This window comes from Agrobacterium sp. lyk4-40-TYG-31 (assembly GCF_030209855.1).
Classification (GTDB): domain Bacteria; phylum Pseudomonadota; class Alphaproteobacteria; order Rhizobiales; family Rhizobiaceae; genus Agrobacterium; species Agrobacterium vaccinii.
The window spans coordinates 71,819-98,368 of sequence record NZ_JARVRE010000019.1 but is presented as its reverse complement, the minus strand read 5'-3'; the positions used below and the strand labels follow the sequence as shown (position 1 = coordinate 98,368).

General features: G+C 58.2%; 19 protein-coding genes. 9 read left to right on the top strand and 10 right to left on the bottom strand.

Features of this window, described 5'->3' with window-relative positions; all coding sequences use genetic code 11:
• Positions 1-1,821, bottom strand: coding sequence for a sensor histidine kinase (locus QRN55_RS22965; protein WP_284778412.1), 1,821 nt, complete (start codon positions 1,819-1,821; stop codon positions 1-3).
• A 256-nt stretch (positions 1,822-2,077) separates the two neighbouring features.
• Between QRN55_RS22965 and QRN55_RS22960 the strand changes: the two genes are divergently transcribed.
• The 3 genes from QRN55_RS22960 (at position 2,078) to QRN55_RS22950 (ending at position 5,923) form a co-directional block, all read left to right on the top strand.
• On the top strand, positions 2,078-3,418 hold the full coding sequence (locus tag QRN55_RS22960) for a dicarboxylate/amino acid:cation symporter (protein WP_111841768.1): 1,341 nt from the start codon (positions 2,078-2,080) through the stop codon (positions 3,416-3,418).
• A 184-nt stretch (positions 3,419-3,602) separates the two neighbouring features.
• On the top strand, positions 3,603-5,246 hold the full coding sequence (locus QRN55_RS22955) for a GNAT family N-acetyltransferase (protein WP_284778411.1): 1,644 nt from the start codon (positions 3,603-3,605) through the stop codon (positions 5,244-5,246).
• 146 nt (positions 5,247-5,392) lie between these two features.
• On the top strand, positions 5,393-5,923 hold the full coding sequence (locus QRN55_RS22950) for a flavin reductase family protein (RefSeq protein WP_284778410.1): 531 nt from the start codon (positions 5,393-5,395) through the stop codon (positions 5,921-5,923).
• A gap of 17 nt (positions 5,924-5,940) precedes the next feature.
• Here the strand turns inward: QRN55_RS22950 and QRN55_RS22945 are convergent, their stop codons facing one another.
• The 6 genes from QRN55_RS22945 to bcsN form a co-directional block, all read right to left on the bottom strand.
• Positions 5,941-6,384: an RrF2 family transcriptional regulator gene (locus QRN55_RS22945; RefSeq protein WP_111841765.1), complete on the bottom strand. Its 444-nt coding sequence runs from the start codon at positions 6,382-6,384 to the stop codon at positions 5,941-5,943.
• A 102-nt stretch (positions 6,385-6,486) separates the two neighbouring features.
• Positions 6,487-8,724, bottom strand: a complete 2,238-nt coding sequence (locus QRN55_RS22940; protein WP_284778409.1) for a tetratricopeptide repeat protein — start codon at positions 8,722-8,724, stop codon at positions 6,487-6,489.
• Positions 8,721-9,770, bottom strand: a complete 1,050-nt coding sequence (locus QRN55_RS22935; RefSeq protein WP_502871367.1) for a family 8 glycosyl hydrolase — start codon at positions 9,768-9,770, stop codon at positions 8,721-8,723. The genes QRN55_RS22940 and QRN55_RS22935 overlap by 4 nt, the downstream gene beginning before the upstream one ends.
• Positions 9,767-12,178 (bottom strand): cellulose biosynthesis cyclic di-GMP-binding regulatory protein BcsB, encoded by a 2,412-nt coding sequence (locus tag QRN55_RS22930; RefSeq protein ID WP_284778408.1) that lies wholly within the window; start codon positions 12,176-12,178, stop codon positions 9,767-9,769. Before QRN55_RS22930 ends, QRN55_RS22935 begins: the two co-directional genes overlap by 4 nt.
• Positions 12,175-14,370 carry a UDP-forming cellulose synthase catalytic subunit gene (gene bcsA / locus QRN55_RS22925; RefSeq protein ID WP_112499254.1) on the bottom strand — a complete coding sequence of 732 codons (2,196 nt, stop codon included), beginning with the start codon at positions 14,368-14,370 and terminating at the stop codon, positions 12,175-12,177. The genes QRN55_RS22930 and bcsA overlap by 4 nt, the downstream gene beginning before the upstream one ends.
• Positions 14,371-14,477: 107 nt before the next feature.
• On the bottom strand, positions 14,478-15,485 hold the full coding sequence (gene bcsN, locus QRN55_RS22920; RefSeq protein WP_502871366.1) for a cellulose biosynthesis protein BcsN: 1,008 nt from the start codon (positions 15,483-15,485) through the stop codon (positions 14,478-14,480).
• Between the two features lie 217 nt (positions 15,486-15,702).
• Here bcsN and QRN55_RS22915 point away from each other — a divergent pair, with 217 nt between their 5' ends.
• The 4 genes from QRN55_RS22915 (at position 15,703) to recX (ending at position 19,390) form a co-directional block, all read left to right on the top strand.
• Positions 15,703-16,890: an AGE family epimerase/isomerase gene (locus QRN55_RS22915; protein WP_284778407.1), complete on the top strand. Its 1,188-nt coding sequence runs from the start codon at positions 15,703-15,705 to the stop codon at positions 16,888-16,890.
• Between the two features lie 207 nt (positions 16,891-17,097).
• Positions 17,098-17,328 (top strand): helix-turn-helix domain-containing protein, encoded by a 231-nt coding sequence (locus QRN55_RS22910; RefSeq protein WP_111841760.1) that lies wholly within the window; start codon positions 17,098-17,100, stop codon positions 17,326-17,328.
• Between the two features lie 188 nt (positions 17,329-17,516).
• The gene (locus QRN55_RS22905) at positions 17,517-18,749 is read left to right on the top strand and encodes an adenylate/guanylate cyclase domain-containing protein (RefSeq protein WP_284778406.1); all 1,233 of its coding nucleotides are present in this window, start codon (positions 17,517-17,519) and stop codon (positions 18,747-18,749) included.
• A gap of 98 nt (positions 18,750-18,847) precedes the next feature.
• Positions 18,848-19,390 (top strand): recombination regulator RecX, encoded by a 543-nt coding sequence (recX, locus tag QRN55_RS22900; protein ID WP_284778494.1) that lies wholly within the window; start codon positions 18,848-18,850, stop codon positions 19,388-19,390.
• 2 nt (positions 19,391-19,392) lie between these two features.
• Here recX and QRN55_RS22895 read toward each other — a convergent pair whose 3' ends face one another.
• The 3 genes from QRN55_RS22895 to QRN55_RS22885 all read right to left on the bottom strand — a co-directional run bounded on the left by QRN55_RS22895 (position 19,393) and on the right by QRN55_RS22885 (position 22,106).
• A complete protein-coding gene (locus tag QRN55_RS22895) occupies positions 19,393-19,773 on the bottom strand; it encodes a c-type cytochrome (RefSeq protein WP_284778405.1) in 381 nt (126 codons plus the stop codon).
• Positions 19,774-19,879: 106 nt separating this feature from the next.
• Positions 19,880-20,410: a DUF992 domain-containing protein gene (locus tag QRN55_RS22890; RefSeq protein WP_284778404.1), complete on the bottom strand. Its 531-nt coding sequence runs from the start codon at positions 20,408-20,410 to the stop codon at positions 19,880-19,882.
• A gap of 265 nt (positions 20,411-20,675) precedes the next feature.
• Positions 20,676-22,106: a mannose-1-phosphate guanylyltransferase/mannose-6-phosphate isomerase gene (locus QRN55_RS22885; RefSeq protein ID WP_284778403.1), complete on the bottom strand. Its 1,431-nt coding sequence runs from the start codon at positions 22,104-22,106 to the stop codon at positions 20,676-20,678.
• 329 nt (positions 22,107-22,435) lie between these two features.
• Here QRN55_RS22885 and QRN55_RS22880 point away from each other — a divergent pair, with 329 nt between their 5' ends.
• Both QRN55_RS22880 and QRN55_RS22875 read left to right on the top strand, forming a co-directional pair.
• Entirely contained in the window at positions 22,436-24,724 is a 2,289-nt protein-coding gene (locus tag QRN55_RS22880) for an NADP-dependent malic enzyme (RefSeq protein WP_284778402.1), read from the top strand.
• A 199-nt stretch (positions 24,725-24,923) separates the two neighbouring features.
• A complete protein-coding gene (locus QRN55_RS22875) occupies positions 24,924-26,486 on the top strand; it encodes a glycosyltransferase family 39 protein (protein WP_284778401.1) in 1,563 nt (520 codons plus the stop codon).
• Positions 26,487-26,550 lie beyond the last annotated feature (64 nt).

Genomic DNA, 26,550 nt, shown 5'->3' with positions numbered 1-26,550 from the left:
TCAAGCCCGTTTCAAATAAACAGAAAAACACGTGCCGCCGTCACCCGTCTCGACGCCGATACGGCCACCATAGTCCGAGGCGATATCGCGCGATATGACGAGACCCAGCCCCAGCCCGCCCTCCTTGGAGGTGTTGAAGGGGGAAAACAGCTGTTCATGGATATCCTGCGCAATGCCGGGCCCGTTGTCGGAAATGGTCAACACCACCTCATCGCCCACCACCTGCGTCTGTACCTCGACGCGCCCCTGCTCAACGTCCTCCACCGCCTCGAGCGCGTTTTGCAGAAGGTTGATGACGATCTGCTCCAGCCGAATGCGGCTGCCCGACACCAGAACAGCCTCTTCCGGCAGCCTGATATCCAGCGCATCCATTCGCCCTGCAAACCGGCTGCGCAACAGCACCACGGCACCCTCTATGACGAGGCGCATGCTGACGGGCTCGGCGGCAGTGCGGCCCTTGCGCGCCAGTATCTTCAAATCGCTGGTGATGACACCGATCCGCTCCGTCAGCGATGCAATGCTCTCGAGGTTCTCATCGGCATCCTGTTTGCGATCCCGCTTGAGAAACACACGGGCATTATCGGCAAAGGCGCGAATTGTGGCCACCGGCTGGTTGATCTCATGCGCCACGCCCGCCGCGACTTGCCCCAGAATTGACAGCCGGTTGGCCTTGACCAGCTCGTGCTGAACGCTTTGCAGTTCCTCGGCGGTCTGCTCATGCCGCACAATTTCCGCCTGAAGCCGGTCGCGAGCCATGGTCAGATCGATGGTTCTTTCCTGAACGCGACGTTCCAGCTCGGCTCTGTCCTGCTCGGCAGCGGCGCGTGCCTCCGCTGCCTTTTGCCTTCGCCGCAGCCAGATCGCAGAAATTGCCAGAAGCGGCATCAGGCTGGCGGCGGCAATGATGCGGCTTTCGCGGACCGCAGCATTGACCGTCGGGTCCACCGGCTGAAGATAATGCAGTTTCCATTCGGTTGTCGGCACCGGCAGTTCAAGCCGCAGATACTCACCCCGTAAAGACCGTGGCGCATCGACATTGACCATCGCCACCTGCGGTCCCGGCGACGACAACGTCGTGACCGGCATCAGCGACAACTGCTCGTCGCCGAATTGCAGGCTTTCCGCAATCGACTTGCGGCGCGCCTCTGCAATCGGCGCCACCGTCTTGAACCGCCATTCGGGTATGCTGGTCATCAGCACCACGCCGTTATTATCGACGATGTAGACGGGGCGACCACCAATGTTCCAGTCGGCTTCCAAGCGGCTGAACTCCACCTTGGCGATGACGACACCCAGCGCCTTGCCATCGGGTCCGTCCACACGGCGCGAAATGTAAAGCCCAGGCTTTCGGCTGACATTGCCCAACGCATAATGCTCCGCCCGGCCTGTATCCAGCGCGCGTTTGAAGTAATCACGAAAAGCATAGTTGGAGCCGACGAAGCTTTCCGGGGTTCGCCAGTTGCTGGAGGCGATGGTAACGCCATCGAGATTGGTGAGGTAGATGACCGACGCCTGCGTCCCCTCGATCAGATCTTCCAGCTTGCGGTCCAACTGCTCGATCGTCGCGCCACCATTCTCCAGCGCCTCGATCATATCCCTGTCGCGGGATAGCACCAGCGGCAGAACACGCGGACGCTCCAAGGCGACATTCAGAAGCGCCGTTTTCAGCTCCCCATCCGTGCTGGCGGTGGCAAGCAGCGTCTTCGTCGCCTGAATGCGCCCGAACTTATCCGCAGCCACGAACGCGCCGAAGGCGATGATGAGCCACATCGCGCCGAACGCAATCCAACGAAACCGCGAATTTTCAAAACCAGCATTCATATATGTTCTCTATATCTTGTCCTTACTGTGTGGATTTCCGCACAGAATGCAAGATATCACGCGCGGAAATCCGCACAGGTCTGAATTGTATTGTCGCCAGTGCATTTAAAATCATTTTTTTTCAACACTTTAGAATTTCAATCACGTTTTTGGCACGGTCTTTGCAAGATGTCTCAACGAACGGTCATTGGCCGTGAACCACGAACGGCAGACCCGGGAGGCCAGCAGGCAGGGTTATGACCGAGGAGGAACAAAAATGATTGATAGCACCGCCGTGGCATCAAGCCACGTCAAATTGCCATTTTACCGCCACCTGTATTTTCAGGTCATCGTTGCGATTATCGCCGGTATTGCGCTCGGCCATTTCAACCCGCAGCTCGGCGAACAGCTGAAGCCTCTAGGCGATGGCTTTATCCGCCTGGTGAAGATGATCATAGCACCCGTCATCTTCCTGACTGTCGCAACCGGCATCGCCGGCATGAACGACATGAAGAAGGTGGGTCGCGTTGCCGGTAAGGCAATGATCTACTTCCTGACATTCTCGACACTGGCCCTTATCATCGGCCTCATCGTTGCCAATGTCGTGCAGCCGGGCGCTGGTATGAACATCGATCCGGCCACGCTGGATGGTTCTGCCGTCGCGACCTACGCGGCAAAGGCCCATGAGCAGTCCATTACCGGCTTCCTGATGAACATCATCCCGACGACGATTGTCGGCGCATTTGCGGATGGTGACATTCTTCAGGTCCTGTTCTTCTCGGTCCTGTTCGGTATTTCGCTCGGCATCGTGGGTGATCGCGGCAAGCCTGTCGTCGATTTCATGCACGCGCTGATGTATCCGATCTTCAAGCTCGTCGCGATCCTGATGAAGGCTGCACCCATCGGCGCGTTTGGTGCCATGGCGTTCACCATCGGTAAATACGGCATCTCGTCCGTCACCAACCTTGCGATGCTGATCGGCACGTTCTACTTCACGTCGATCCTGTTCGTCGTCGTCGTGCTCGGTGCAGTCTGCCGCTACAACGGCTTCTCCATCTTCGCGCTGATTCGCTATATCAAGGAAGAGCTTCTTCTGGTTCTCGGCACATCGTCGTCCGAAGCAGCCCTTCCTGGCCTGATGAGCAAGATGGAAAAGGCGGGCTGCAAACGCTCCGTCGTCGGTCTCGTCATTCCGACCGGCTATTCCTTCAACCTCGATGGCACCAACATCTACATGACGCTGGCGGCTCTCTTCATCGCGCAGGCAACGGGTATCCACCTGTCCTTCGGTGAGCAGATCCTTCTGCTTCTCGTGGCGATGTTGAGCTCCAAGGGTGCGGCAGGCATCACGGGTGCAGGCTTCATTACCCTTGCTGCGACGCTCTCGGTCGTACCATCGGTCCCGGTTGCAGGCATGGCGCTGATCCTCGGCATCGACCGCTTCATGTCGGAATGCCGCGCTCTGACGAACTTCGTCGGCAATGCGGTTGCGACCATCGTCGTTGCCCGTTGGGAAGGCGAACTCGACGAGGCGCAGCTTGCCCGCGTACTCAGTGGCGAAGAAGTGCCGGTTATCGGTGAAGTCGCACCGACAACCACACCGCAGCCAGCAGAGTAAATCTTCAATCCACATCCTGACGACAGGCCTGCCCGGTGATCCCGGCGCAGGCCTGTTGCGTTTTTGCGAGCCCCATAGCCCGAATTGATGCCCCACCCTCACCCGAACGGCATATTTGATGCCTGACATTTCCGAATAGAATGAAGCCTCCCAAGCTTAGGTACATCGTCGTTGGGAGGGGACCATGCGCATTGACGTCATCGATACCGGGGGCAGATTCGACGCCCTTCGGCAGAACTGGGATGCGGTCTATGGAGCCGACCCCCATGCCACGCATTTTCAGTCCTGGATATGGCTGAGGGCCTATCTCAAGCGGCGCGGTCGATGGTTCGTTCTGGCACTGCGGGAAAAGCGGGAGGGTGCGCCCTACGTGGCGTTCTTTCCGCTGCGTGTCGTAACCTTGCAGGACAAGAAGACCGGCCGGTTTTTCGATGACATCATCATGGCCGGAAACTCCGCCGCCGACTACACCGGTTTCATCACCCTGCCCGAATACCAAGACCATGCCATCGCTGGCTTTTGCGCTTTCCTTAAAGAACAGCGCTGGACCCATTTGAAACTGGACAATCTGTGCGGCCCACCTGCGCGCCGTGAAGCGATGATACGCGCGTTGCAAGGCCCCCTCGTGATGTTTCGCGACAGCGCACCTGCGATTGTGAACAACATCAACAATAGCGTCTGTCCGGCCCTGACTTTGCCGTCCAGTTTTGACGAGTATCTGAACACATCGATGCGCAGCCAAAGCCGGGAAATGGTGAAGTCTCTGCGGAAAGTCGAAAATGATCCCCGCTATCGCATCACCGTGTCTACACCTGAGACCATAGAACGGGACCTGACGGCGCTGTTCGATCTATGGCGCATAAAATGGGCTCCATCCAAAGGCGCGGAGCGAGCAGAGACACTGATTTCCGCCACACGCGAAATGCTGATGGACTGTTTCAACGACGGAACGCTGGAGGTGCCGGTGTTATGGCATGAGGAGCGGCCTCTGGGAGCATTCGCCCACATCATCGACCGCCAGAAAGGCGCGATCCTATTTTACATTACGGGCCGTGATGAAAGCTGGGCCCGTCCCGCGCCCGGCGTTGTCCTGCATGGCTATTGCATTCGCCGCGCGATCGCACTGGGTTTCAAGACCTATGACTTCCTGCGCGGGGACGAGCCCTATAAATACGTGCTGGGCGGCCAAGACCAACCGATTACCTCCACAATGTTCAAGACCCGATCTGGAGACAATCTTCAGGGCAAGCTTCATCCATTATCGATCCGCTTTGTCTATCAGCAGGCTCTGCAACTCTATAAAAAGGGCGCCAAAGGGCAGGCTGAAGTGGCTTTCCGCCAGGTATTGGATGCAGCACCCGACCACAGCGGTGCGGAATTCGGCCTCGCCAATCTGATGTTCGAAAAGGGTAATCTGGAAGATGCGGCACAGGCCTATCTCACCATCAGCGGAAAGGTCGCCAACCCGTTACCCGCCCTGCTGCGACTAGGTGACACGCGACTTGCGCAACGTGACTATGTGAGTGCTGTCAGCATATTCGAGGATGTCATCCAGCGCGCGCCTTTCCACCACGAAGCCCTCTACAAATGCGGGGTCGCCATGACGGCGGCAGGAAGGCGGCTAGACGCGGCGGGCATTTTCGAAACTTTGCAAAACTATCATTCGGACGATATGGCAAACATGCAATATGCCGAAAAGGCACGATCCGCCCTGCTTCGCCTCCAACTTTCATTCGTACCTGCCGAGGCTTCGCATGGCTCGATGATGTTCGCGATGACTGAGCCGGAGCAGAATGATCTAGGCATGCCGCCAAAGCGTCTGCACTGATAACCGATCAGAGATGCGCGTCAAACGGTCGCAGACCACAACAGATTTCTACAAAATCACTAAACAATAAAATCCTTTCGCTCCCTGCCCTCCATCCCCGCTGATATCGTTCAGAGACTGGGGATAGGAGCTTTGGAGAGAACAGGATGACGGCAACGGTGACATACCTTCACGATGAACGTGAACGAGCGGCATTCGATTCCAATGAGTTGAAGTCCGCCATGCGCAGCCTTGCAGGCGGCGTCTCGGTCATTACGGCAGGCACGGGTTCAAACCGCACGGGCGCGACGGTCACCTCTGCCACGGCTCTTTCCATGGATCCCGCAACGATGATCGTCAACATCAACAAATCGTCGTCCACATGGCCGATCATCGCGCGCTACAACCACTTCTGCGTCAATATACTGTCCGCAGAGCAACAGGATGTGGCGTCGCGTTTTGCAGGCGTTGGGGGCTTGAAGGGTGCAGATCGTTACGCCGATGCTGAGTGGTTTACGCTGGAAAGCGGCGCGCTCGCGCTCAAAGGTGCTCTGGCGTCAATCGACTGTGCCGTCGAAGACGTGATCGAGCGCCACACGCACGCTGTCATCATCGGCAGAGTGCTGGCCGTCGAGCAAAGCAATGGTTCGCCGCTAGTCTATCACAGTGGTCGCTACGCCGGTGTAGCCAGCGACTGATGCGGAGAACTCCGCCCTCAGGCCGTGCGTTCAGAAGGCTGGTCAGCCTTGTTGGAGGCGAATTGCTCCAGTGTCATGGTGTCGAGCACGGATGCCATGGCGTCGCGCACATCGGTCATGGACCGGCGCACCTGACAGGTCTGCGGATCGGAACAGTCCTCGCAGGCTTCGAAAGCCGTGCGGCTTGCGCAACGAATAGGTGCAAGCGGACCGTCAAGGGCGCGGATGACCTGACCGATATAAATGTCAGAAGCGGATTTCGACAGGGCGTATCCACCACCTGGACCCTTCTTCGAGCGAAGCATGCCTTCATTGCGAAGTTCCAGCAGGATGGCGTCGAGAAACTTTTTAGGGATGTTGTTTCGAGCGGCGATCTCGCTGACAAACGCGGTCTCTCCCTGGGCCAGTCCCGCGAGATCGATCAAGGCTTTCAGCCCGTATTTGCCCTTTTTCGTCAGCATCGTCGTCTTTCAGATAGGATTATCGGAAACGACATATAGTCCGGCACATGAACTTTCAATGAATTCCATGAAAACTGTCTAAAAATACCCGGGAGAGCATTCTCAGCCCCCGCTCGGACCCTTGCTCGGACGTGCATCACGCGCTGCTGCCAGCCCGCGAACGGCATCCCTCTGGCCCGTGGACGCCGGACCCTCGAACACCTGAATAGCTTCGCCGTACCGCTTCAGGTTGAGATACGCATAACCCCTGATCACCATCAGGTCGTTTCGCTCCGTTGCAAAGCGGGCGCGCTGATCAAGCAGAATAAGCGCTTTCTCGTACTGACCATTGTTGTAAGCGGCCAGCGCTCGGTCGGTTAAAATGGCGATCTGGAGTTCCGTTGCCTTTGTCCGGTCCATGCCGGATTTGGTGGCGGAAACGGCGGCATTGTCCGTCAGGCCCATGCGAAGATAGGCGAGGCTCTGGCCATAGGCCGCATCGCTGCGAATATTTTCCGGTCCGCTTTTCAACGCTGCGCCAAAAGCTTTCAACGCCTCTGCCGGACGGTTGGCATCCATCAGGCACCAGCCCTGCTGCAAGGCCTGCGGAGCGGGCAGAGCATCGGGGTTGTATGTCGTGCCGCAGCGGCTGGATTTGCGCGACGATTGCGTCTGCGTCACCACACGGTTCTGGCGCGGTACGACTACCGGTGCGACCTGCCGATAAACGACCTCCGTCGGCTCCAACGAACCAGGCTGCGCACGAACGGCGCTGCGAACCGGCTGACTGCTTGCCACGCTTTGCGAACCATCGCGCGCAGGGCGCCCGATATCGAGGATGCGTGGCGACTGCGCACCCCATTGCTGCTGAAGTCGCCGGACCTCAGCGACATTGTTCATGTCCTGATAGGTCAACGCCAGCCCGTAGGCAGATGGCTCGTCATCCGCTTTCCAGCCCAGTGCCGTAGTAAACCATTGCACGGCCAGTTGCGGCTGCTGGAACGCACGCGAATACCAGCCGAATTCCTGCGCCGTCGCCGCATCCTTCTGCGCCACGGCTTCTTCTGCAACGCGCTTCAAAACGTCAGGCTCCAGCGCAACAGGCGGGTCGAGCGCCAGCAAATTGGCGGTGGCGGCGAGATAGGTCTTGCTGGCATCCTCAGACGAGTCGCGCCACTTGTACATTACCTCTTCGGCTTCCTGCGGATCGCCACGGGCTACAAGCGCTAGCGCAAGCCCCTGCGACGCGGATGCGGAATCCTCGGCATCCCTCGCGCGGCGAAACCACTTTTCTGCATCTGCGTTGTTTTCACGGCGGATATTGTACCAGCCAAGAAGCAGCGCATCGCTGGCCAGCTTGTCGCTTTCAGCCAAGCGCTCCAGCCTCATCAGATAGGCTGGCGGCACGGTGACGTCCTTCTTCTCGCCCGCATTGGCACCGAACTGACGGGCGAGATCATTCTTGACCGGGTCGAACTCCATTTGTCCATCAGGACCTGGCTTTTCCTTTGCAAGCAGATCATCCATCATATCCACGGGCAGCAGCGCAGAGGCTTTCTGAACGGTGGCGAGCCGGTCGCTCGCGCCATCGCAGTTACTGAGAACATAGTTATACGCGTCGCGGGCGCGTTCTGGCTTATCGGTTCGGGCAAAGGCCTCAGCCAAACGCCACAGCACATCCACCTCGCTGCATGTCAGCAGTTCCGGGTTGGACGCTGCGGTCTCCACCACCGCATTATATTGTTTGAGATCGGACGAATTGACCAGACGCTGGCGCGCTTCAGCCAGCTTCAGCATATCGGTCAGGTTTGAGGGGGGCTGCCAGCTTGCATCTGCCACCTGCCGGTCTGCAATCGCCTTGCGCACCTCGGCGTAACGCCCATTGGCATAGAGTTGCCACATGGTTTCCAACTGCGGATCGCCCTGCTCCGGCACCGCAAGCGGGTCTGCCGGTGGCGTCCAGTTCGGGTAGAGCACTTTCAGACGCGCGATTTCTGCCTGAAGACGGGCGGTATCGCCCTGCGACGCGAAATAGCGGAGCGCACTTTCGTCGACCACGACAGGCTGCGATGCGGCGGGGGCGACCTGAGGTGGCGCTGACGGTGCTGGGCGGGAGACCTGCGCAAGTGTCTGATCAGGTACGGTGACAGGCGGAGCAAAGCCGATGTCGTTTTGCGCCACGTGCGTGTTCGTCGCAGGCATTTTAACCGCGAGAACGCGGTTGTCGGAAGCGCCGGTTCTAATAGAGCCTGTGGTGTGAACCGCAGCAACCCTGCCCAGAAGCTCATCGCGCCACTGGTAGGCCGTGACCCCGCCAACGGCCAATATCGCGGCGGCTATAAAAATCGGTTTACCGATCATAAGCAATCCTGACGCGTCTGAGTCGCGAATGACAATGCCAAGAGATGCAACGTAGATGGATAATAAAGTGTTGACGTGAAGCGTTTCAGGTCGTCTGGAAGGGGTGTTTTGTTGCCAATACAGGCAATTAGCGCCGGGATGATGCGATATCCCGCGTCCGACAGCACGTCTTTGGATTTCCCGCTGCGCAAATCGAACGTCGCCATGTTGCCGCCGTCAACAGTGATTCCCGAGCGCAAACGCTCGTTCAAAGCCGCATCGCCAAGACCCGCGCGGGCAAGATAGAGCGGAATTCTGACAGCGTTATAGCCGAATTCCTGCGGAAAACCGTCCGCCGGGCGCGGTTTGGTTTTGAGCGAGACCCAGTCTGCCGGAAGCTGGCGCGGACCGAATGCGAAGGCGTTGATCTGAGCGACGCCATCCTTGCTCAAGGCCGCCCAGAGAGGCGATGGCGCCAATTCGTTCAAAACCGGAAACGCCTCGAAAATCAGATAGGACGGGTTGACGACAGGACCATCGGGCCTGTCACTTTCAGAAAATCCTGCCGTGCCCGGCAACAGCAAAGTGCGCCCTGCCCTGACGACAACAGCCTTGGTGAGAATAGTCTTCGCCATTGAACCGGCGGCCTCGGCATAATCGGGCCTGTTCCACTGCTTGGCCGCAAGCGCCAGAGCGTAGGCGATCAAAATGTCGCCATCGGTGGCGTTATTGATGTCTGAAATATGGGGTTGCGTCTGCGGGTCCCACTTCCACGCCGCAAGGCCATCGTCCCGCACCAGAAGCTCGGTCTTCGTAAATGACCAGATAAGCTCGAAATCCGATGGAGCATCCGCCAGCACGGCCAGCCACATGCCGTAGCCCTGACCTTCGCTATGGCTGATATTGTTGTTGCCGGTATCCACGATGCGACCGGCTGGATCGAGAAACGCGGCCTTGTAAGCACCCCAGTCAGCCGATGTAATCGAGGCGGCTTTGGCGGTAAGAGGAACGAGCATGATTGCCAGCACCATCAGGAGTTTGAGAGGGAAGCTGGCCATCTGTCTCATTTGTCCCGCCCCATGCCGCGCAGCATCAGGAATGTGACGCATCCCAGAAGCGTTAGAAACCCGATGAAGACGAGAGAGTAGGACAAGGTGTTGGTCGACAGCCAGTTCGCCGCAATCAGACGCCAGTTCCAGAAGCTGAAATCGCGGGTCACGATAAAGCTTGGCTGTTCTGCGGCAATGGTTTCGACCTTATCGGCGGTCGCATCATAGGTGGCAACGCGTCCGGTAAGCATACTCCAACGCTTCTGCTCGGCCATGGCGGCCATGCCGGTGCGCAAGTCAGCAGCGGTGGGTGCCGTTGCCATGGTCCAGACGCCTTCGCCACCCGGGCTCATGCCCTGCGCCAACATGAATGTGACATTGGCCGGCGGCGAGTAGATTTCTTCGGCGCCGGGCAGGAAGCGCAGCGTATCCGAACTGATGTCGAAGTTGCGCTTCATCCACTCTTCTAGCGAAGAAACCTGCCCCTGCCAGAGACCACCATCCACCCGTTGTCGCCAGTCATCGAAAAGCTGGTCCGTCTGGGCCGGACGCCCGGCACTATCCGTTTCCTTCCACGCAACCTGACTGGCGGGTGCAAGATCAAGCTGGCTGACCAGCGCCTGCGGCATCTGGCCAAGCGTACCGAAGAACAGCGCGTTTCTCTCGCCGACCGATGCGGGCGTTGCAACCAGTTCGACTGCGACCGGGTGACCGCCCGCAAGCGCCAGACGGCTGAGCAAGGTTGCGGCGGCAGACATGGTGTCGGCATCCACCCGCTCCAGCCAGACGGCGACGGGCTCGGCGCTGGCACGGTAAGGCTGCCCCACACCATTCGTTGCCGCCAGATCGGGAGCGCGACCGATCATCGCGAAATTCGGAATGTGCACTTCCGTCGTATCGAACAGCGCAAAGCGCGGTGTCTGCGCCGCCGGTGCACCCGGAAGGCACGCCGCATCCGCATCGGTGACCAGAATAGCCTCGATGGAGATGGTGTTTACGCCGGGCACGAAGTGGCGCATCGTGACCTTGATGGGCAAATGTCGGAAAATGCCGCCACCCCGGTTCGAGATCGGCACGGTAGAGGCAATGTTGCCATTGACATAGACGTCGATATGGCTGCCGGGCAGAACCTCGTTGGAATAGGCAGCATCGAGAAGCAACTGTGCCTCTCCATAGGCAGAGGCATAGAAATCGGCAGGCGTGCCGATGGTGAAGTCGGTTCTGAACCGCCTGCCGGAAAACTCGCTGCTTTTTACGCCCAGAGTGGATAGCGCAAGGCGTCGGTCGGACATGACCAACGGCGCATCCGGCGTGTGCCAGGCTCTGGTGGAAAGCGACGCGCGCGACGAACCGGACGGACGCTCGACGGAGGTCGAGAGCGTATCGATGGCAAGTTGCAGGGCCTGCGGCGTCGGGCCGCTGACGATCAATGCCGACACGCCTTTGACGATGTCGTTCTCGAACCCGGCATAGGGACCGGCAAGCGCCTCCGGCGGAACGGACTGGGTGGTGGCGGCGATCTCACGCGAGGTGCCGACCAGAACCGCGAGAGTGCCGGGCTTGCGCTCGGTCGGTAGCTTCGTGTCGAAAGTGATCTGCTGGTTGGGCATCTGCGTGCGCAGGGCAAGCGCCTGTGCCAGCTTCAGCAACGGCTGTGCCGCAACCGGGTTGGCAAGGCCGGGCGCCACGATGTTGATCGTCGTCAAACCCGCCGCATCGGCACCCGTGGCCTGAATGTCATCGATGGAATCAAAACGGTTGGCGACATCTGCATCGAAGGCGAGATAGGTGCTGGCGGGACTAACATCGGTCCAAAGATCATAGGTCGATTGCACCGTGCAGTCGGTGCGGTGCCGTTGCTGGACGCCGAGCGAAATCGTGTTGGCACCAGCCTGAAGCGCACCCGCTGGTATAGCCATCGAAACAGCGCCGTCCGCATCAGGGGAGGAGATGCTCTTTCGGTCCAGCGCGACGTTGTTGACGGAGACTTCAAGGTCCGAACTTTCAGGCGCTACGACAATGGCGTTCTGATAGCCGATATTGACGGCCGTCGCAGACTTCGCCTGCTCCGGTGTCAGATAGAGCGTCCACTGGCGCTGGTCGATTTCGCCTGACAGACCCATTTCGGCGAAGGGCAGAATATAGCGACGACGGTCGTCTTGATTGTTTGCGACAGGCAATGCGGCGGGCTTCGCGGGCGCAACTGTAGGCACAGTGATGCCCGTGGCAGGCCGTGGGGCAGCAGCGGGCGCTTGAGGGACAGGCGCTGTGAGCGGCGGCGCTTGGGGCGCAACCGGTGCCGGGCGGACGGCAGGCGGTGGCGAATCCGGTTTTTCCGGCGACATATCGAAGGGTGTGGTCTGCGCCAGGGCAATGCTTGAGATGGAGGTCAGAAGCACCGCGACGAAAAGCGAGGGCTCCATCATGATTTCGCCCTTCCCAGCACCGGCTTGACCTTCCGTTGCGGCTTTAAGGAACGGAAGAAGTAAAAGAGACCGCGCTGCGTCTGGTACACGGCAATAGCAAGGAACGTCGCAGTGCCCTTGATAAGGCCGGGATTTTTGCGGCGGCTGCGCTGCAATTCGCTCCACTGGTCCGAATTGGCGAAAATCAGATCCGCGATCAGGCGGTGATCGACCGCCTTTTGCGGCGAGAACGTGCTCCCCACGGAGGTGAACCCATCCTGGCGAACGGAGCGAACGATGTTGATCGGCATGGTCTCCGGCACACCTTCGCTGTGCGGCTTGACGCGAATGGTCGCCTTCGTTCCCTGCTCGACAGGTGACAGGCCCTGTTCGAAAATATGGATCAGCATGCCGTTGACCGAAACGTTCTCGACGGTGGCGGGCAGCCAGCGATCACTATCGCCGATCTGCAATTCGCACCGACGCTTGACGGTAACGCGGCGGGACGCAGACTTCTCTCCGCGCTCGGAGACCACACCCAGAGCACAACCCGCAAAGATGATGTTGAGCAAGTTCCAGCCGCCCACCACAAGCGTGACGTCGGCTTTGTAGGGCTCTGCATAGATGCGGTAGACGGCGAAAATCATGGCGATGATCAGCACGGCGAAGATGACGAAGAAAGGCCTGCTGATTTCGGACAGCCGCGCCTCGCTGATCGACTCGTCCTTGGCCGTGACCTTGAACGTCGGCTTCGACGGATTGAAGATGACCGAGACGACGGCGGGCAAAAGATGGACCGTCTGCACATATTCGTACAGCTCCGAAATCCACGGCCAGCGGAAACTGCCATAGAGAAAGTTCTGCATCATGAGGTTCACCAGCATGTATGCAGCGGTGTAGGCCAGAAACTCGCCGCCGGAGGCGACGAAAATCTGGAGGTCGAAAAACAGATAGAACAGCGGCGCAAACAGAAAGATCGTGCGCGGAAAAGGAAACAACCAGAATAGCGTCGATGACATGTAGCAAAGGCGCTGCGTGAACGACAATCCGCGACGAAACAGCGGTTGGCGGAAGATCAAAATCTGCATCATGCCCTGCGCCCAGCGACTGCGCTGACCGATAAAGCTGGTGAAGGTTGCGGGCTGCAACCCGGCAATCAGCGGCTTGTCGACATAGAGACTGTTCCAGCCGCGCGAATGCAGCGCCAGCGCCGTTTCACAATCTTCGGTAATGCTAACACCGCTGAAACCCTCGGTCTCCTTCAGCGCTTCACGCCGCAAAACAGCCGCGGAGCCACAGAAAAACGCACCGTTCCATTTGTCGAGGCCGCGCTGGATGATGCCGTAGAACATCTCGTTTTCGCTCGGCATCGTCTCGAACGTGCGCAGGTTACGCTCAATGGGGTCGGGATTGAGGAAGAAGTGCGGGGTCTGGACAAGGAACAGCCGCTCGTCCTCTTCGAAATAGCCGACGGTTTCCAGAAGAAAATCGCGCGCGGGCGCGTGGTCGGCATCGAACACCACGACCAGCTCACCGGTGGAGTGCTCTAGACCGTTGTTGAGGTTACCGGCCTTGGCGTGAACATTGCGCTCGCGTGTGAGGTAGTTGACGCCGAGGTCGTCGCACAGCGTTTTCAGTTCTTCATGACGGCGCGCAGCGGCCTGCGAATCTGGAACACTGGGACCGTTTCGCTTCTGTACGGTCCCGCCATCATCCAGCAGCCAGACGGTGAATTTGTCGGCGGGATAATCGATGTTTTTTGCCGCCGCCAACGTGTTGGCCAGCAGAATAGCGTCTTCATTATAGGTCGGAACGAAGATATCGACCGTGGGCACATAGCCCGGCGAACCGGGCCGGGTCTTGCGGGACGGCAACGGCATGGACACGATGACAAGGCTGAGCGCCAGCATCAGCACGCTGTACATCTCCGCCAGATACAACAGAAAACCAGGAATGAAGTTTTCCGGCTGGTTGATGGGAGGAAGTGTGCTTGTGGTTCGCCAGTAGACATAGCGCAGCACGATGGCCGTGCCGAAGCCAAGGCCGATCAAACGCCACGCGCCCTTGCCGTTGAGGGATTTGATTGTGGCGAGCAGGACCAGCGAGATTGCCGTGGCGATGAGGTGGGTCTGCAAACTGACCGGCAGCGTTATGATGACCAGAACGCAAATCGACACGATCATCCAGATGATGACGGAGATGGCCTTGCTCATCTGCAAACCCTTGTTTCGCTCTGAGGCTACATGCCTCGATTCCCGACTCACCGCCTTGCGACGATGCCACGGGATGATGCCTTATACCCAAGACAATACTAAATTGGTTAATTGCATCTTTGCGAACCTTCTCCAGACGACACGCAGTCGGGAGAAGGAATGACAACACGTCTCGTTTCCGCACGATTGGCCGGTGGGGGCACATCTGCGGGGCGAGTGGACGCAGGCGCTGCCCCCGTTGGCGACGGGATCACCACCCGCGCTGGTGCAGGCGAGACGATGGGCTGCAGTTGCGGCTGAGGTGCGGGCTGAACGACGACGCGGCGCACGACTGATGGAGCGGCCTGTGCGGGCGGACGGCTTGGTGTCTGCGAGCCCGGCTGCATCGGGACTTCCGTTGCAGTGACCGGATAGATCGGATTGCCGGAGCGCCCCATGCCTTCCGGCGGTTTCTGCGCCGTGCCGTAGGGGTTCCACCCTTCGGAATCGTAGCTGCCGGTAATCGTGTAATTGTACATCACCGCCAGCAGGTCGCGTGTCGTTACACCCGACTGGCAAAGCCTGAGCGTGACGTTGATACGCCCGAGATTTTTAAAGCCCTGTCGCATATCTTCCGGCGAGCGGATGCGCTGCCAGGCGTAAATGCAGGAATCGTCACCCGCGCCGTGACCGGAGGCGTAGGAAAAGGCACCATATGCGTTTTGCAGATATTCCGCTGATGTTGCCAGTTGCGCACCGGGAAAGGCCGAGCGTATCTCACGCGAGATGGAAGAGGCGCGCAGGCTGCTGCTCGCCAGACCATCCTCGCCGGTATCTTCCGCACGCTGCGGGCCGAACAGTTCGATCTTGAAATAGTTCTGTCCCGGCGTTCTCGCGTCCGAGCGCAGGATGACCTCTTGCTGCACGGCATTGGAGAAGGTGCGGCTGATGACGTTGATAATCTCCGGCCCACCGGGAGGCGGAAAAATCAGTGCTTCTTCCGGTGGCAGCATTTTAGGCGCGCCGGATGCGCGGATGCCGCCGGGATTGTTGCAGCCGGTCAGCGCCAGTGCAATACTAGGCAATAGAACATAGGCAGCGGGCTTTCCCACCGCCGCGCCCGCCGCATTTAGCATGCCGGCAAGGTCGCGCGCACAACGAATCAGAGATGACCAAACCATGTTCATGAAATACGTGAGCACCACGATTTAGCAATATGAAAACTTGGTCGTATGTTGTGGTTCCGGCAGCGCGATGCGTGCCGTGCCAATGGAACTTTGCGGCAAGACAGGAATTGGGGGTTGTGGGAGGCAAGCGAAGCCGCTTTAAAACGCATGTCGAAATGGAATGGAAATGGCAGATCAAGTGATGAGCGTAACCAGCCAACTTTCAGACGAAGCCAAGAGACTAAGGCGCTGGCTCGATGAGGACGCCCTGCCCATGTGGTGGAAAGTGGGAGCCGGAAAGCCCGATGGCGGATTTTACGAGCGCATCGACCAGAACGGAAAGCCGATGCTCGGCGATAATCGCCGTTCGCGCGTTCAGCCGCGACAGGCCTATTGCTACGCTGCTGCCGGACAAAAGGGCTGGAACGGCGAATGGAAAAAGGCCGTCGATCATGGTCTGCACTGGTTCGACAAAGTGTTCCGGCTGGAAAACGGCCTCTACGGCAACCTCGCAGACTCCTCCGGTAAATTGATCGACCCGACATTCGATTTCTATAATCAGGCCTTCGCGCTGTTTGCAGCCGCCGAGACCGCCAGGGTCTTTCCAGAGCGCAAAGCCGAAATGCTGGAAAGGGCGCATGGCATTCTCGACGTCTTGCAGCGGGACTACGCGCACCCTGTTACAGGCTTCGAGGAAGCCAATCCGCCGGTTGAGCCGCTGTGCTCCAATCCGCATATGCATTTCTTCGAGGCGATGCTGGCATGGGAAAAGGTGGACCCCGAGGGACCTTGGCGTGGGCTGGCAGATGACGTCGCGCACCTAGCCATGGACAAATTCATCGATGCGCAATCCGGCGGTTTGCGGGAGTTCTTCGACCGGGACTGGAATCCGATGCCGGGCGAAAAAGGCCGTATCATGGAGCCGGGTCACCAGTTCGAATGGGCTTGGCTGCTGACGCGCTGGGGAAGCTTGCGCGGCGATAGCTCTGCCTTGTCGAAAGCCAAACGCATGTTCGATATCGGCGAAAAATACGGCATCTGCCCGCGTCGCAAGGTGGCGATGATGAGCCTCTACGACGACTTTACCGTCCATGACGCGCTCGCCCGTCTGTGGCCACAAACCGAATGGCTGAAGGCCGCTGTTAGACTGGCAGCCGCCACGCACGGTGAAGAGCGCCATCGTTATCTGTCCTCGGCATTGCGGGCGGTGGGTGCGTTGCAGCCATTTCTGCACACCCCGGTCTCAGGCCTCTGGTTCGACAAATGGCCGCATGACGCGCCGATGATCGATGAACCGGCACCGGCCAGCACCTTCTACCACATTGTCTGCGCGATCTATGAGCTGGACGAGGTTTTGAAGCAGGATTTGATGTAACTTTTGGTAAAAAATTCAAAGGCTTGCGCCATACTCCGTGCAAGCCGTAAAATCCTTACGAAAATTTAACTGTTGCTCACGGGGGAAAGATGGGTATTTTCCGTTTTGCGCTGCAGCATAGCCTCTCCTTACGCAGCGCTGTCGCATTAAATGCCGGTAGCTCCATGGACCCCGGTTCCATTCAATGTCCATTCTAGGGAGATTATAATGACAATATCTGTTTCCGAGCCTTATTCCAGCAATGAAACCCATGCGCCATTTGCGTCGAAAATCGCGGAGGCCAGAAGCAGCTGTGGCTATACTGTCGATCAGCTGGCCATCACCTGCGGTCTGACCGCGCAGGAAATCAGCGCACTCGAGGATGGGTCCGATATCAATCCGTCCCATATCCAGCGCGTTGCTGCTGCTCTGCAAATCCCGCTTTCGACCGTCGTCTAAGCGGCTTTTTTCGCTCTCCCATCGGAGGGTCATGCCTCGCCCGTCGCGCCGGAGTTTTATTGCTCCGTGTAGAGCGGGCGAGAAATCCACCAAATCGTTCGGCGATTTCATCACGCCTCTTATAATCCGCATTTCCCCATACCACATGCAGGGCGCATTCATTTTCGAGACCTGACTGTGAGATCCCCATGGCAGAAGCACATTCCGCTGACCTGTCCACCACCCCCGATTCGAAAAATCTTTGGCCATCCCGGCGCCATGACATCCTGAACTGGCTGCTGCTGGAAACCAGCGACCAGCGGTTCATCGACAATATCTTCGTAGAGTTGTGTGAGCGGCTGAATGATGCGGGCATCTCCGTTGCGCGGGGCTCCATAAGCTTCATGGTCGAGCACCCGCAGTGGCGCGGCGCGCGTATGTTGTGGTCTCGTGGCCTCAGCGAAGCTGAATTCAGAACTTATGCCTATGGCATGGAAAACACCACCGAGTATCGCAACAGCCCGATTTACGAAATCCACGCCGGGGCAGCGGAAATCCGTTACCGACTGGATGTGCCGCCGCAGCCGGGCGAATCCAGCATCTACTCCGATCTGCGCGCCGAAGGACTGACCGAATATTGCGCCTGGCCACTGCAACACACTCTCGGCAAGCGCCATGTCCTGACCTTTTCCAGCGACAGACCCGGCGGATTTACCGATTCAGAGATCGAGCTTTTGCGGACGCTGGTTCCAGCAATTTCGCTGGTTTCGGAAATTCGGCTCAAGAACCGGATCGCCCGCACGCTTCTCGAAACCTATGTCGGTCCGCATGCCAGCCAGGCCATTCTGGATGGCGCAACCACGCGCGGCAGCGGCACGACAGTCGGCGCCGCCATTCTCATTTGCGACCTGCGGGATTTCACCCACATCTCGGATCTATGGCCGCGCGACGACGTGATCGAACTGCTGAACGCCTATTTCGACGCCATGTCCGACCCCATCGAAAAGTTCGGCGGCGAAATTCTGAAATTCATGGGAGACGGTCTGCTGGCGATTTTCCCGCTCAGCGATCCCGACGCATGTTCGAACCTGATTACCGCCATCGAAGAGGCGCAGGTGCATCTGGAGGCGTTGAATACTGCCAATATCGCCAGGGGTCACGAGCCTCTGGGCTACGGCATTGGCGTTCACGTCGGTGATGTCATGTACGGCAATATCGGCTCGAAAAGTCGTCTCGATTTTACCGTCATCGGCCCTGCCGTCAACATTGCCTCGCGGCTGGAAAGCCTGACCAAGACCATCAAGCGGCCTGTCTTGATGTCGGAAACCTTCGTGGAAATGGCTGGCAATATCCGAAATTTCGAGAGCATCGGCGCGCAAACGCTTCGCGGTCTCGATACGCCGGTCAACGTATTCGCGCTGCCGCAACCGGTCTCCCCTTAACACTTCGTCGTTTGAACTTTAACGCATCGCCTGTTTTGCGTTAGACATAATCTGACGAAACGAAGACGCATGGAGATCGAGTGCTGGTGACGGAAGACATGGAAGCACCATCGACGGTGCCGACAGCCAGAATGCTGACATGGGTTCGCAACTCCACCATCTACCGGCTGGAGCGGCGCATGATGACCGAGCGGCAGCTTTTCGACGCCATCACGCGCAAGGCCAAGCAGAAGTTCGAGGGTATCAGCCCCGAGCAGATCGAGGCCCTAGCCCATGCTGCAGTGAAGTTCGCCTACAATATCAAGGCGCTGGACGACGTGGCTTACGCCGAAATCGCCACGCGTTCTGCTATTCGGGGCGGCAAATCCCGAAGGGCGATTGCGCAGAAGCTGACGATCAAGGGCGTGGCCAAAGAGATTACCGAACAGGCGCTGAGCGAGAAGGACGATCTCTACTCCGCCGTGATCATGGCGCGCAAACGCCGTTTCGGCCCGTTTCGCCGGGAAGAGGCAGACCAGAAGCGTATGAACAAGGAAATTTCGGCCTTCGCACGCAATGGATATAGCTTCGAAATCGCCAGCCGTGTTTATAGGATGGGAACCGACGAGGCCGAGGACATCCTCTCAAACGGCGTTCTATAGTCCTATTGCGGCGCCTGCACCGTCTTGAGGTAGGCGATCAGATCGTTGATCTCGCTTTCGCTCCACAGGCCGAAAAAACGCATGGAGGTGCCGGGTACCTTCTTCTTGGGACTTGAGAGAAATTCTCGAAGATTATCCTCCGTCCACGCCATGCCGCCCGCTCCCGCGTCTGTCATGGCCTGCGAATATTTGTAATCGGCAACGGAGCCAGCGGGGCGTCCGACAACGCCCATAAGATGCGGCCCCATGCGGGTGCGTGGGTTTTCGATGCTATGGCAGGCGGAACACTTGCTGAATGCGCGCTCCCCATTGGCCACATCACCATCGGCAAACGCGGACGAAACACCAAGCAGTAGGAACGTAGCTGATATCCATATCCGCATGATCGTCATCCCGAATCCGTCTGTTTCGCGAAATGCAAAACGCCCTTCCCGTCTATAGGACGAAAAGGGCGTGTCGTTGAATGCGTCAGATTGACTGAGGCAAGTATCAGCCGTTGATTGGGTTCAACGTAACCGAGGTGCCTGTCGCAGCAAGGTTGAGGCCGACCTGACCGGTAACGCTCACCGTCTGAAGCTGGATTGAACCGGCGGTACCACCGACCAGAACGTTTGCGCCGACGCCTAGACCAACTGTCGCTTCAGCCGTTGCACCCTGATACAGGCCGCCGAGCGAACCCTTGTGGTAACCGGCTGTCGGTGCGAGCACGGCCCAAACGAGTTTACCCTGCGTGGTGAAGCCGAGGTCTACGCCCATCTTGCGGATTGCGCCGCTGTAATGATCGGTGCGACGTGCGCCAACTGTGGACTGGAATGTGCAATCGAGTTCCTTGGCGGAACCGATGACATAACCCACGCCACCGCCTACTTCGCAGGTCAGGTAGCCGATCTTGACGCCGTTACGGTCGTCCTGGTCCTGATACGTGGCTTCTGGATATGCCAAGTCTGCGGCAATTGCGCTGGCAGTGCCACCGAGGCCCATTGTCATTGCGGCGAAGGTTACGGCTAGAGCCTTTTTCATGTTGTATTTTCTCCTGTTGAATTTTTTTATTTAACCCGCAGCAGCCCGCTTACCCTTTTCGGATATTGAATGGCGCAGTGTTAACGTTTGTTCCGAAAAATCGATCCACTTCATTTGTGACTGATCGATTCTTTCGAAACAGCCGAGAATGACGAACGGCTAAAAGCCCTTTAGGGCGCGGTTAGGGCAGCTGGTGTTGGGGCTGGTTATTTCAAAAATCCGGTTGGGCATCGCCGACACGCGGTCAGCGACGCCTACGCTCGGGTCAAGCGCGCTTGTAATCGTCCTGCAAACGGTTGATGTCGTCATCGCCGAAATACGAGCCCGTCTGTACCTCGATGATCTCGAGCGGAATTTTCCCGTCATTGGCCAAACGGTGCGGCTTACCCAATGGAATATAAACGGACTCGTTTTCCGTCAGCAATCGCGTGTCGCCGTCGATTGTCACCGTCGCTGTACCCCTGACGATGATCCAGTGCTCGGAGCGGTGATGGTGCTGCTGAAGCGAGATTTTGTGGCCCGGTTCGACCTTCAGATGGTTGACACGGAAACGGGCCCCGGAATCTGTCTGCTCGATATGGCCCCAAGGGCGATAGGCGCGCTTGTGGATTTCCGTTTTGCGGGCGTGGTCGCTTTCCTTCAGCGCCTCCACCAGTCCCTTCACGCTCTGCACCCTGTCCTTGGGTGTCACCAGAACCGCGTCCTTGGTCGCCACCACCACCAGATCCTTGGCTCCGACCACCGTCGTCAAAAGGCTGTTCGAGTGGATGAGGCAACCTTCCGAATCCACGAAAATGCCCTGCCCCTCGACAGCGTTGCCGTTCTCTACCTTGTCGGCGATCTCCCAGATTGCATCCCAGCTGCCGATATCCGACCAGCGAAAATGCCCGCGCACGACAGCCATCCGTTTGGTGTTTTCAATTACAGCATAATCGATGGAATTCTTTGGCGACGCTTCGAAGCTCTCCTTGTGCAGGCGCACGAAACCGAGATCGCTCTCGAAATTCTCCACCGATTGGGTAACGGCTTCAAGAATTTCAGGAGCATGGGCCGCAAGTTCGGCAATCATCACATCTGAGCGAAACAGGAAGTTACCGGAATTCCAGAGATAGCCTTTTTCCACGTAGGAAATGGCGGTCTCTTCATCGGGTTTTTCAACGAAAGCTTCGACGACACACAGGTCTTCGTTTCCATCGATTGGCTGGCCGGGGTTGATGTATCCGTAGGACGTGCGTGGCTCGGTGGGCGTCAGGCCGAAAACGACGATATTGCCCTGTTCTGCGGCTTCAGCACCGAGTTTGACGGCATTGGTGAAATGGTCATTGTCCAGAACGACGTGGTCGGCGGCCAGCGCCAGAACGAGAGAACCCGGCTCACGTTTTTCTGCCAGAACGGCAGCGGCGGCCATGGCGGCGGCGCTGTCGCGGCGGGCGGGTTCGAGAACGACGGTCGCTGTCACATCGACCTCTTCTGCCTGACGGCGGGCGAAGAAACGGAAATCCTCGTTGGTAATTACCAGCGGCTCATCGTAGAGCGCCGCGTCGCTGACGCGTTTCAGCGTTTGCTGATAAGTTGAGAACGAACCGACCAGCGGCTGGAACTGTTTCGGCAGTTGATCCCGCGACACCGGCCACAATCTCGATCCCGCCCCGCCTGCCAGAAGTACGGGGATAATTCTTCGATTTTGTGTGTTCACGGTATGCCCTTTCAAATTCCAATTCGTCCACTTTGTAACGCCAGCCAGCAAAACATGTGCTGATACAATTGCCAAGGTCGTATTTCCCAAGGACAATACAACCCTGTCCTGTACCACAAACAGAGGTGATGGCTCAGGCGGCAGACAGCCAACGGGTATTTTCGGCTCTAGTTCCCGAAAAACCGGAGACGGCTAATCGATTGAAGCGTTCGCCAACCCCCTGTATCTTCTGTTTTCTCCACTTAAAACGCCTTCGAGGCTTGGCGTGCGGCCAGAAAGTACAATAGTTACGTCCAACATTTTACGAAGCATGAGAAAAGGTGGGGGACATGTCCGACAAAACGAAATCCACGACTGGCAAAACATCTGTCACGGACCAGGAAGCGCTTGATTTCCACTCGCAGGGCAGGCCCGGCAAGCTGGAAATTACCCCCACAAAGCCGATGGCGACGCAGCGCGATTTGTCGCTCGCCTATTCTCCCGGCGTTGCCGTACCCGTCAAGGCAATCGCCGAAAACCCTGATACCGCCTATGATTATACGACACGCGGTAACATGGTCGCCGTCATCTCCAACGGCACCGCCATTCTAGGCCTCGGCAATCTGGGTGCGCTGGCGTCCAAGCCGGTTATGGAAGGCAAATCCGTTCTCTTCAAGCGTTTCGCGGATGTCGATTCCATCGATCTGGAAGTCGATACCGAGGACGCGGATGAATTCATCAACTGCGTCCGCTATCTCGGCCCTTCCTTCGGCGGCATCAACCTCGAAGACATCAAGGCGCCGGAATGTTTCATCATCGAAAGCCGTCTGCGCGAACTCATGGACATTCCCGTTTTCCATGATGATCAGCACGGCACGGCCATCATCGCCGCAGCCGGTCTCATCAACGCCATTGCGCTGACGGGCCGCGATTTCAAGACGACGAAACTGGTGTGCAACGGCGCCGGTGCTGCCGCCATCGCCTGTATGGACCTCATCAAGGCCATGGGTTTCAACCCGGCCAACATTACCCTGTGTGACACCAAGGGCGTGATTTATCAGGGCCGCAGCGAAGGTATGAACCAGTGGAAATCCGCACACGCCGTCAAGACCGATAACCGCACGCTTGCGGAAGCCATGAAGGGCGCAGATGTCGTTTTCGGTCTTTCGCAAAAGGGCGCTTTTACGGAAGACATGATCCGGTCCATGGCGCCACGGCCGATCATCTTCGCTATGGCCAACCCAGACCCGGAAATCACGCCGGAAGAGGTCGCCCACATCCGTGATGACGCAATCATGGCGACGGGTCGCTCCGATTACCCCAATCAGGTCAATAACGTCCTCGGCTTCCCCTATATTTTCCGCGGTGCGCTGGATGTGCGTGCAAGCCAGATCAACGACGCGATGAAGATAGCGGCGGCCAAGGCGCTGGCCGATCTCGCTCGTGAAGATGTTCCAGACGACGTGGCTGCCGCCTATCAGGGGGTGCGTCCGCGCTTTGGGCCGCAATATATCATTCCCGTACCCTTCGATCCGCGCCTCATCTCGGCCATTCCGGTCGCCGTTGCCCGCGCCGCCATCGAAACGGGTGTCGCGCGTCGGGAGCTGGGTGATCTGGAAGCCTACGCCCGCGAACTGTCTGCCCGTCGCGACCCGATGGCGTCGACAACGCAGCGCCTTTACGAGCGTGTTCGCCGCTCGCCAAAGCGCGTCGTCTTTGCAGAGGCGGAAGAAGAACAGGTCATGCGCGCGGCGATTTCGTTCACCGCGCAGGGCCTCGGCACCGCCATCCTGCTAGGCCGTGACGATATCATCCGGGCGAATGCCGAACGTGCGGGCATCGATCTGGACCGCCCGAACATCAAGATCACCAATGCGCGTCTTTCGGAGCGTGTCGATACCTATATCGATTATCTCTACGCGCGCCTGCAACGGCAGGGCTTCCTGCTGCGCGACGTGCAGCGTCTGGTGCACAACGACCGCAACCATTTCGCCGCATGCATGGTGGCAATGGGTGATGCCGACGCTATGGTTACAGGCACGACTCGCAATTATGCGACGGCGCTCGAGGATGTTCGCCGCTGCATCAACACCAAGCCGGGCCATCGCGTCATCGGCGTTTCCCTGGTCGTGTCGCGCAACCGCACGGTCTTCGTTGCAGATACCGCCGTTCACGACATGCCCTCCGCCGAAGATCTGGCCGATATTGCCGTGGAAGCCGCAGGTCTGGCTCGTAAGTTTGGCTACGAGCCACGGGTTGCGATGCTCGCCTACTCCACCTTCGGACATCCGCTGGGCGAACGGTCCGAAAAGGTTCGCGAGGCGGTGCGCATCTTGGACAAGCGCAACGTGAATTTCGAGATCGACGGTGAAATGGCGGCGGATGTTGCGCTCAATCATCACAAGATGCAGAGCCAGTATCCGTTTGCGCGTCTTTCCGGCGCAGCCAACGTGCTGGTCATGCCTGCGATCCATTCTGCATCCATCTCCACCAAGATGTTGCAGGAACTGGGTGGCGCCACCGTCATCGGCCCGCTGCTGGTCGGTTTGGACAAATCCGTGCAGATCACGGCCATGGGCGCAAAGGACAGCGACATCGTCAACATGGCCGCGATTGCTGCTTACAACGCCGGTCATTGATCCCAGACGATCCGCTTGCGCAGGCGCAGCAAATTGCGCCTGCCGAATGCATTTAAGGCACAGCCCTCCACAGAATTGCCAAAAAGCCGGTGGGTAACCGTTCTCATCCACGGTTCGGCCACATAGTTCAGTTTTGTCACTCAACGAAAATGGGCGGCAAAGGATTCTGCCGCTGGCAATGAGACGGACGGGCATGGACATGTACGAAAAATCGGCGGGGGCGCCGGTGAAGATCGAGACCGAGAGCACGCTGAAAAGGTTTGCGTTTTGCCTTACGAGCAATCCGAATGCCGTTATTGCGCTTTTCGGAGCCTATTTCCTGTTGCAAATCATCGTCCGTCAGCTGGTTCCTCCGGCACTGCGCGTCGATGAGGCCCAACAAGTCCTGTTCGCGCAATGGCTTGCGCTCGGTTACGACGCGCAGCCGCCCTTGTACAATTGGTATCAACAGGCCGTTTTCGCGGTTTTCGGCACGTCGATGGCGACCATCGCCCTTGCCAAGAACTTCATCCTGTTCCTGACATTCGCCGCCTTTGTAAAAACCGCAGAATTGGTGCTGGAAAACAAGCGCTTCGTGGTCGTCGCCGCGCTGGCGCTGTTCGTCATCCCGCAGGTTTTCTGGCAGGCGCAGCGTGACCTGACCCACACCGCTATGCTGATGCTGACCTTCACAATGCTGCTTTACGGCAGCATCCGGCTCATCCAGCGCCCTTCATTGATGGGCTATGTGCTGGTTGGCGTGGTCGCAGGCCTCGGCATGCTGTCGAAATACAATTTCGCCCTGGCACTTCCAGCATTGCTGGTCGCCGTGTGGTTCCATCCGCAGGGCCGCGCCAGACTACTTGACCGGCGCTTTTTGCTGACCGTCCTCGTCAGTGTCGTGGTGTTTCTGCCCCATCTCTTCTGGCTCGTCGATAACATCGTCTTCGCCTCCGAAGTGACACTGAAGCGCATGGCTGAAGATGCGCCAGACAACCGCTTTCTACAGGTCGGTCGCGGCCTTGCCCGTTTCGTTGCCGGGTCGCTGATTATCGTCGCGGTTCCCGCACTCCTGCTTTGGCTAACCGCCCTTCGGGAGCAGAAGCTGCCCCGCAGAACCCAAAGTGCGTGGTTCAGGTTTTTCCTCCACTATTTCGTCGCCATTGCAACATTGATGGCGCTCGTCATCTTCATGACGACCATGACAGAGTTGCGCGACCGCTGGCTGCTGCCATTGCTTCTGCCAGCACCCATTCTGGCTGCGCTCTATCTGGAGCGCTACGTGGCCGATGCGGACCGCTTCGTCGTCCGCTTCCTGCCCATTCCGCTCATCATGTTGGCACTGGTACCGGTCGCGCTGTTGATTTCGTATCCGCTGATGGCTTCGCTGGGCAGAACATCCAGCTCGAATTACGATTGGCAGGCCTTCAAACACCAGATCGTCGAGACGGAGAAACTGTCGCCCTCTGTTATCGTCACGCTGAACTGGCCAACGGGCGGCAACTTGCGCTTCCTGTTCAATGACGTCCCCGTCGCCACCGCCATCTACGACGATTACGATCCGCCGTTCACGATCACCGATGAGCATCCGGCGCTGATGGCCTGGATCGGTGATGACGATCAGTCGCCCGAACTGTCTAAATGGATCGAAGGCCAGTTGAACGTGAAGGTGAAGGATGTGAAAACATCAACGCTGAGCGTACCCATGTATTACCCAATCAAGGGTAAAATGCTGCGGCTGAACTATGCGGTCGTCAGACCGGCCAACATCGTCAGGGACTAGACTTAAATCCTGTCGACAGTTTGCATTTAACCGTGATATCTGGAGGCATCAATTGGCGGGATGC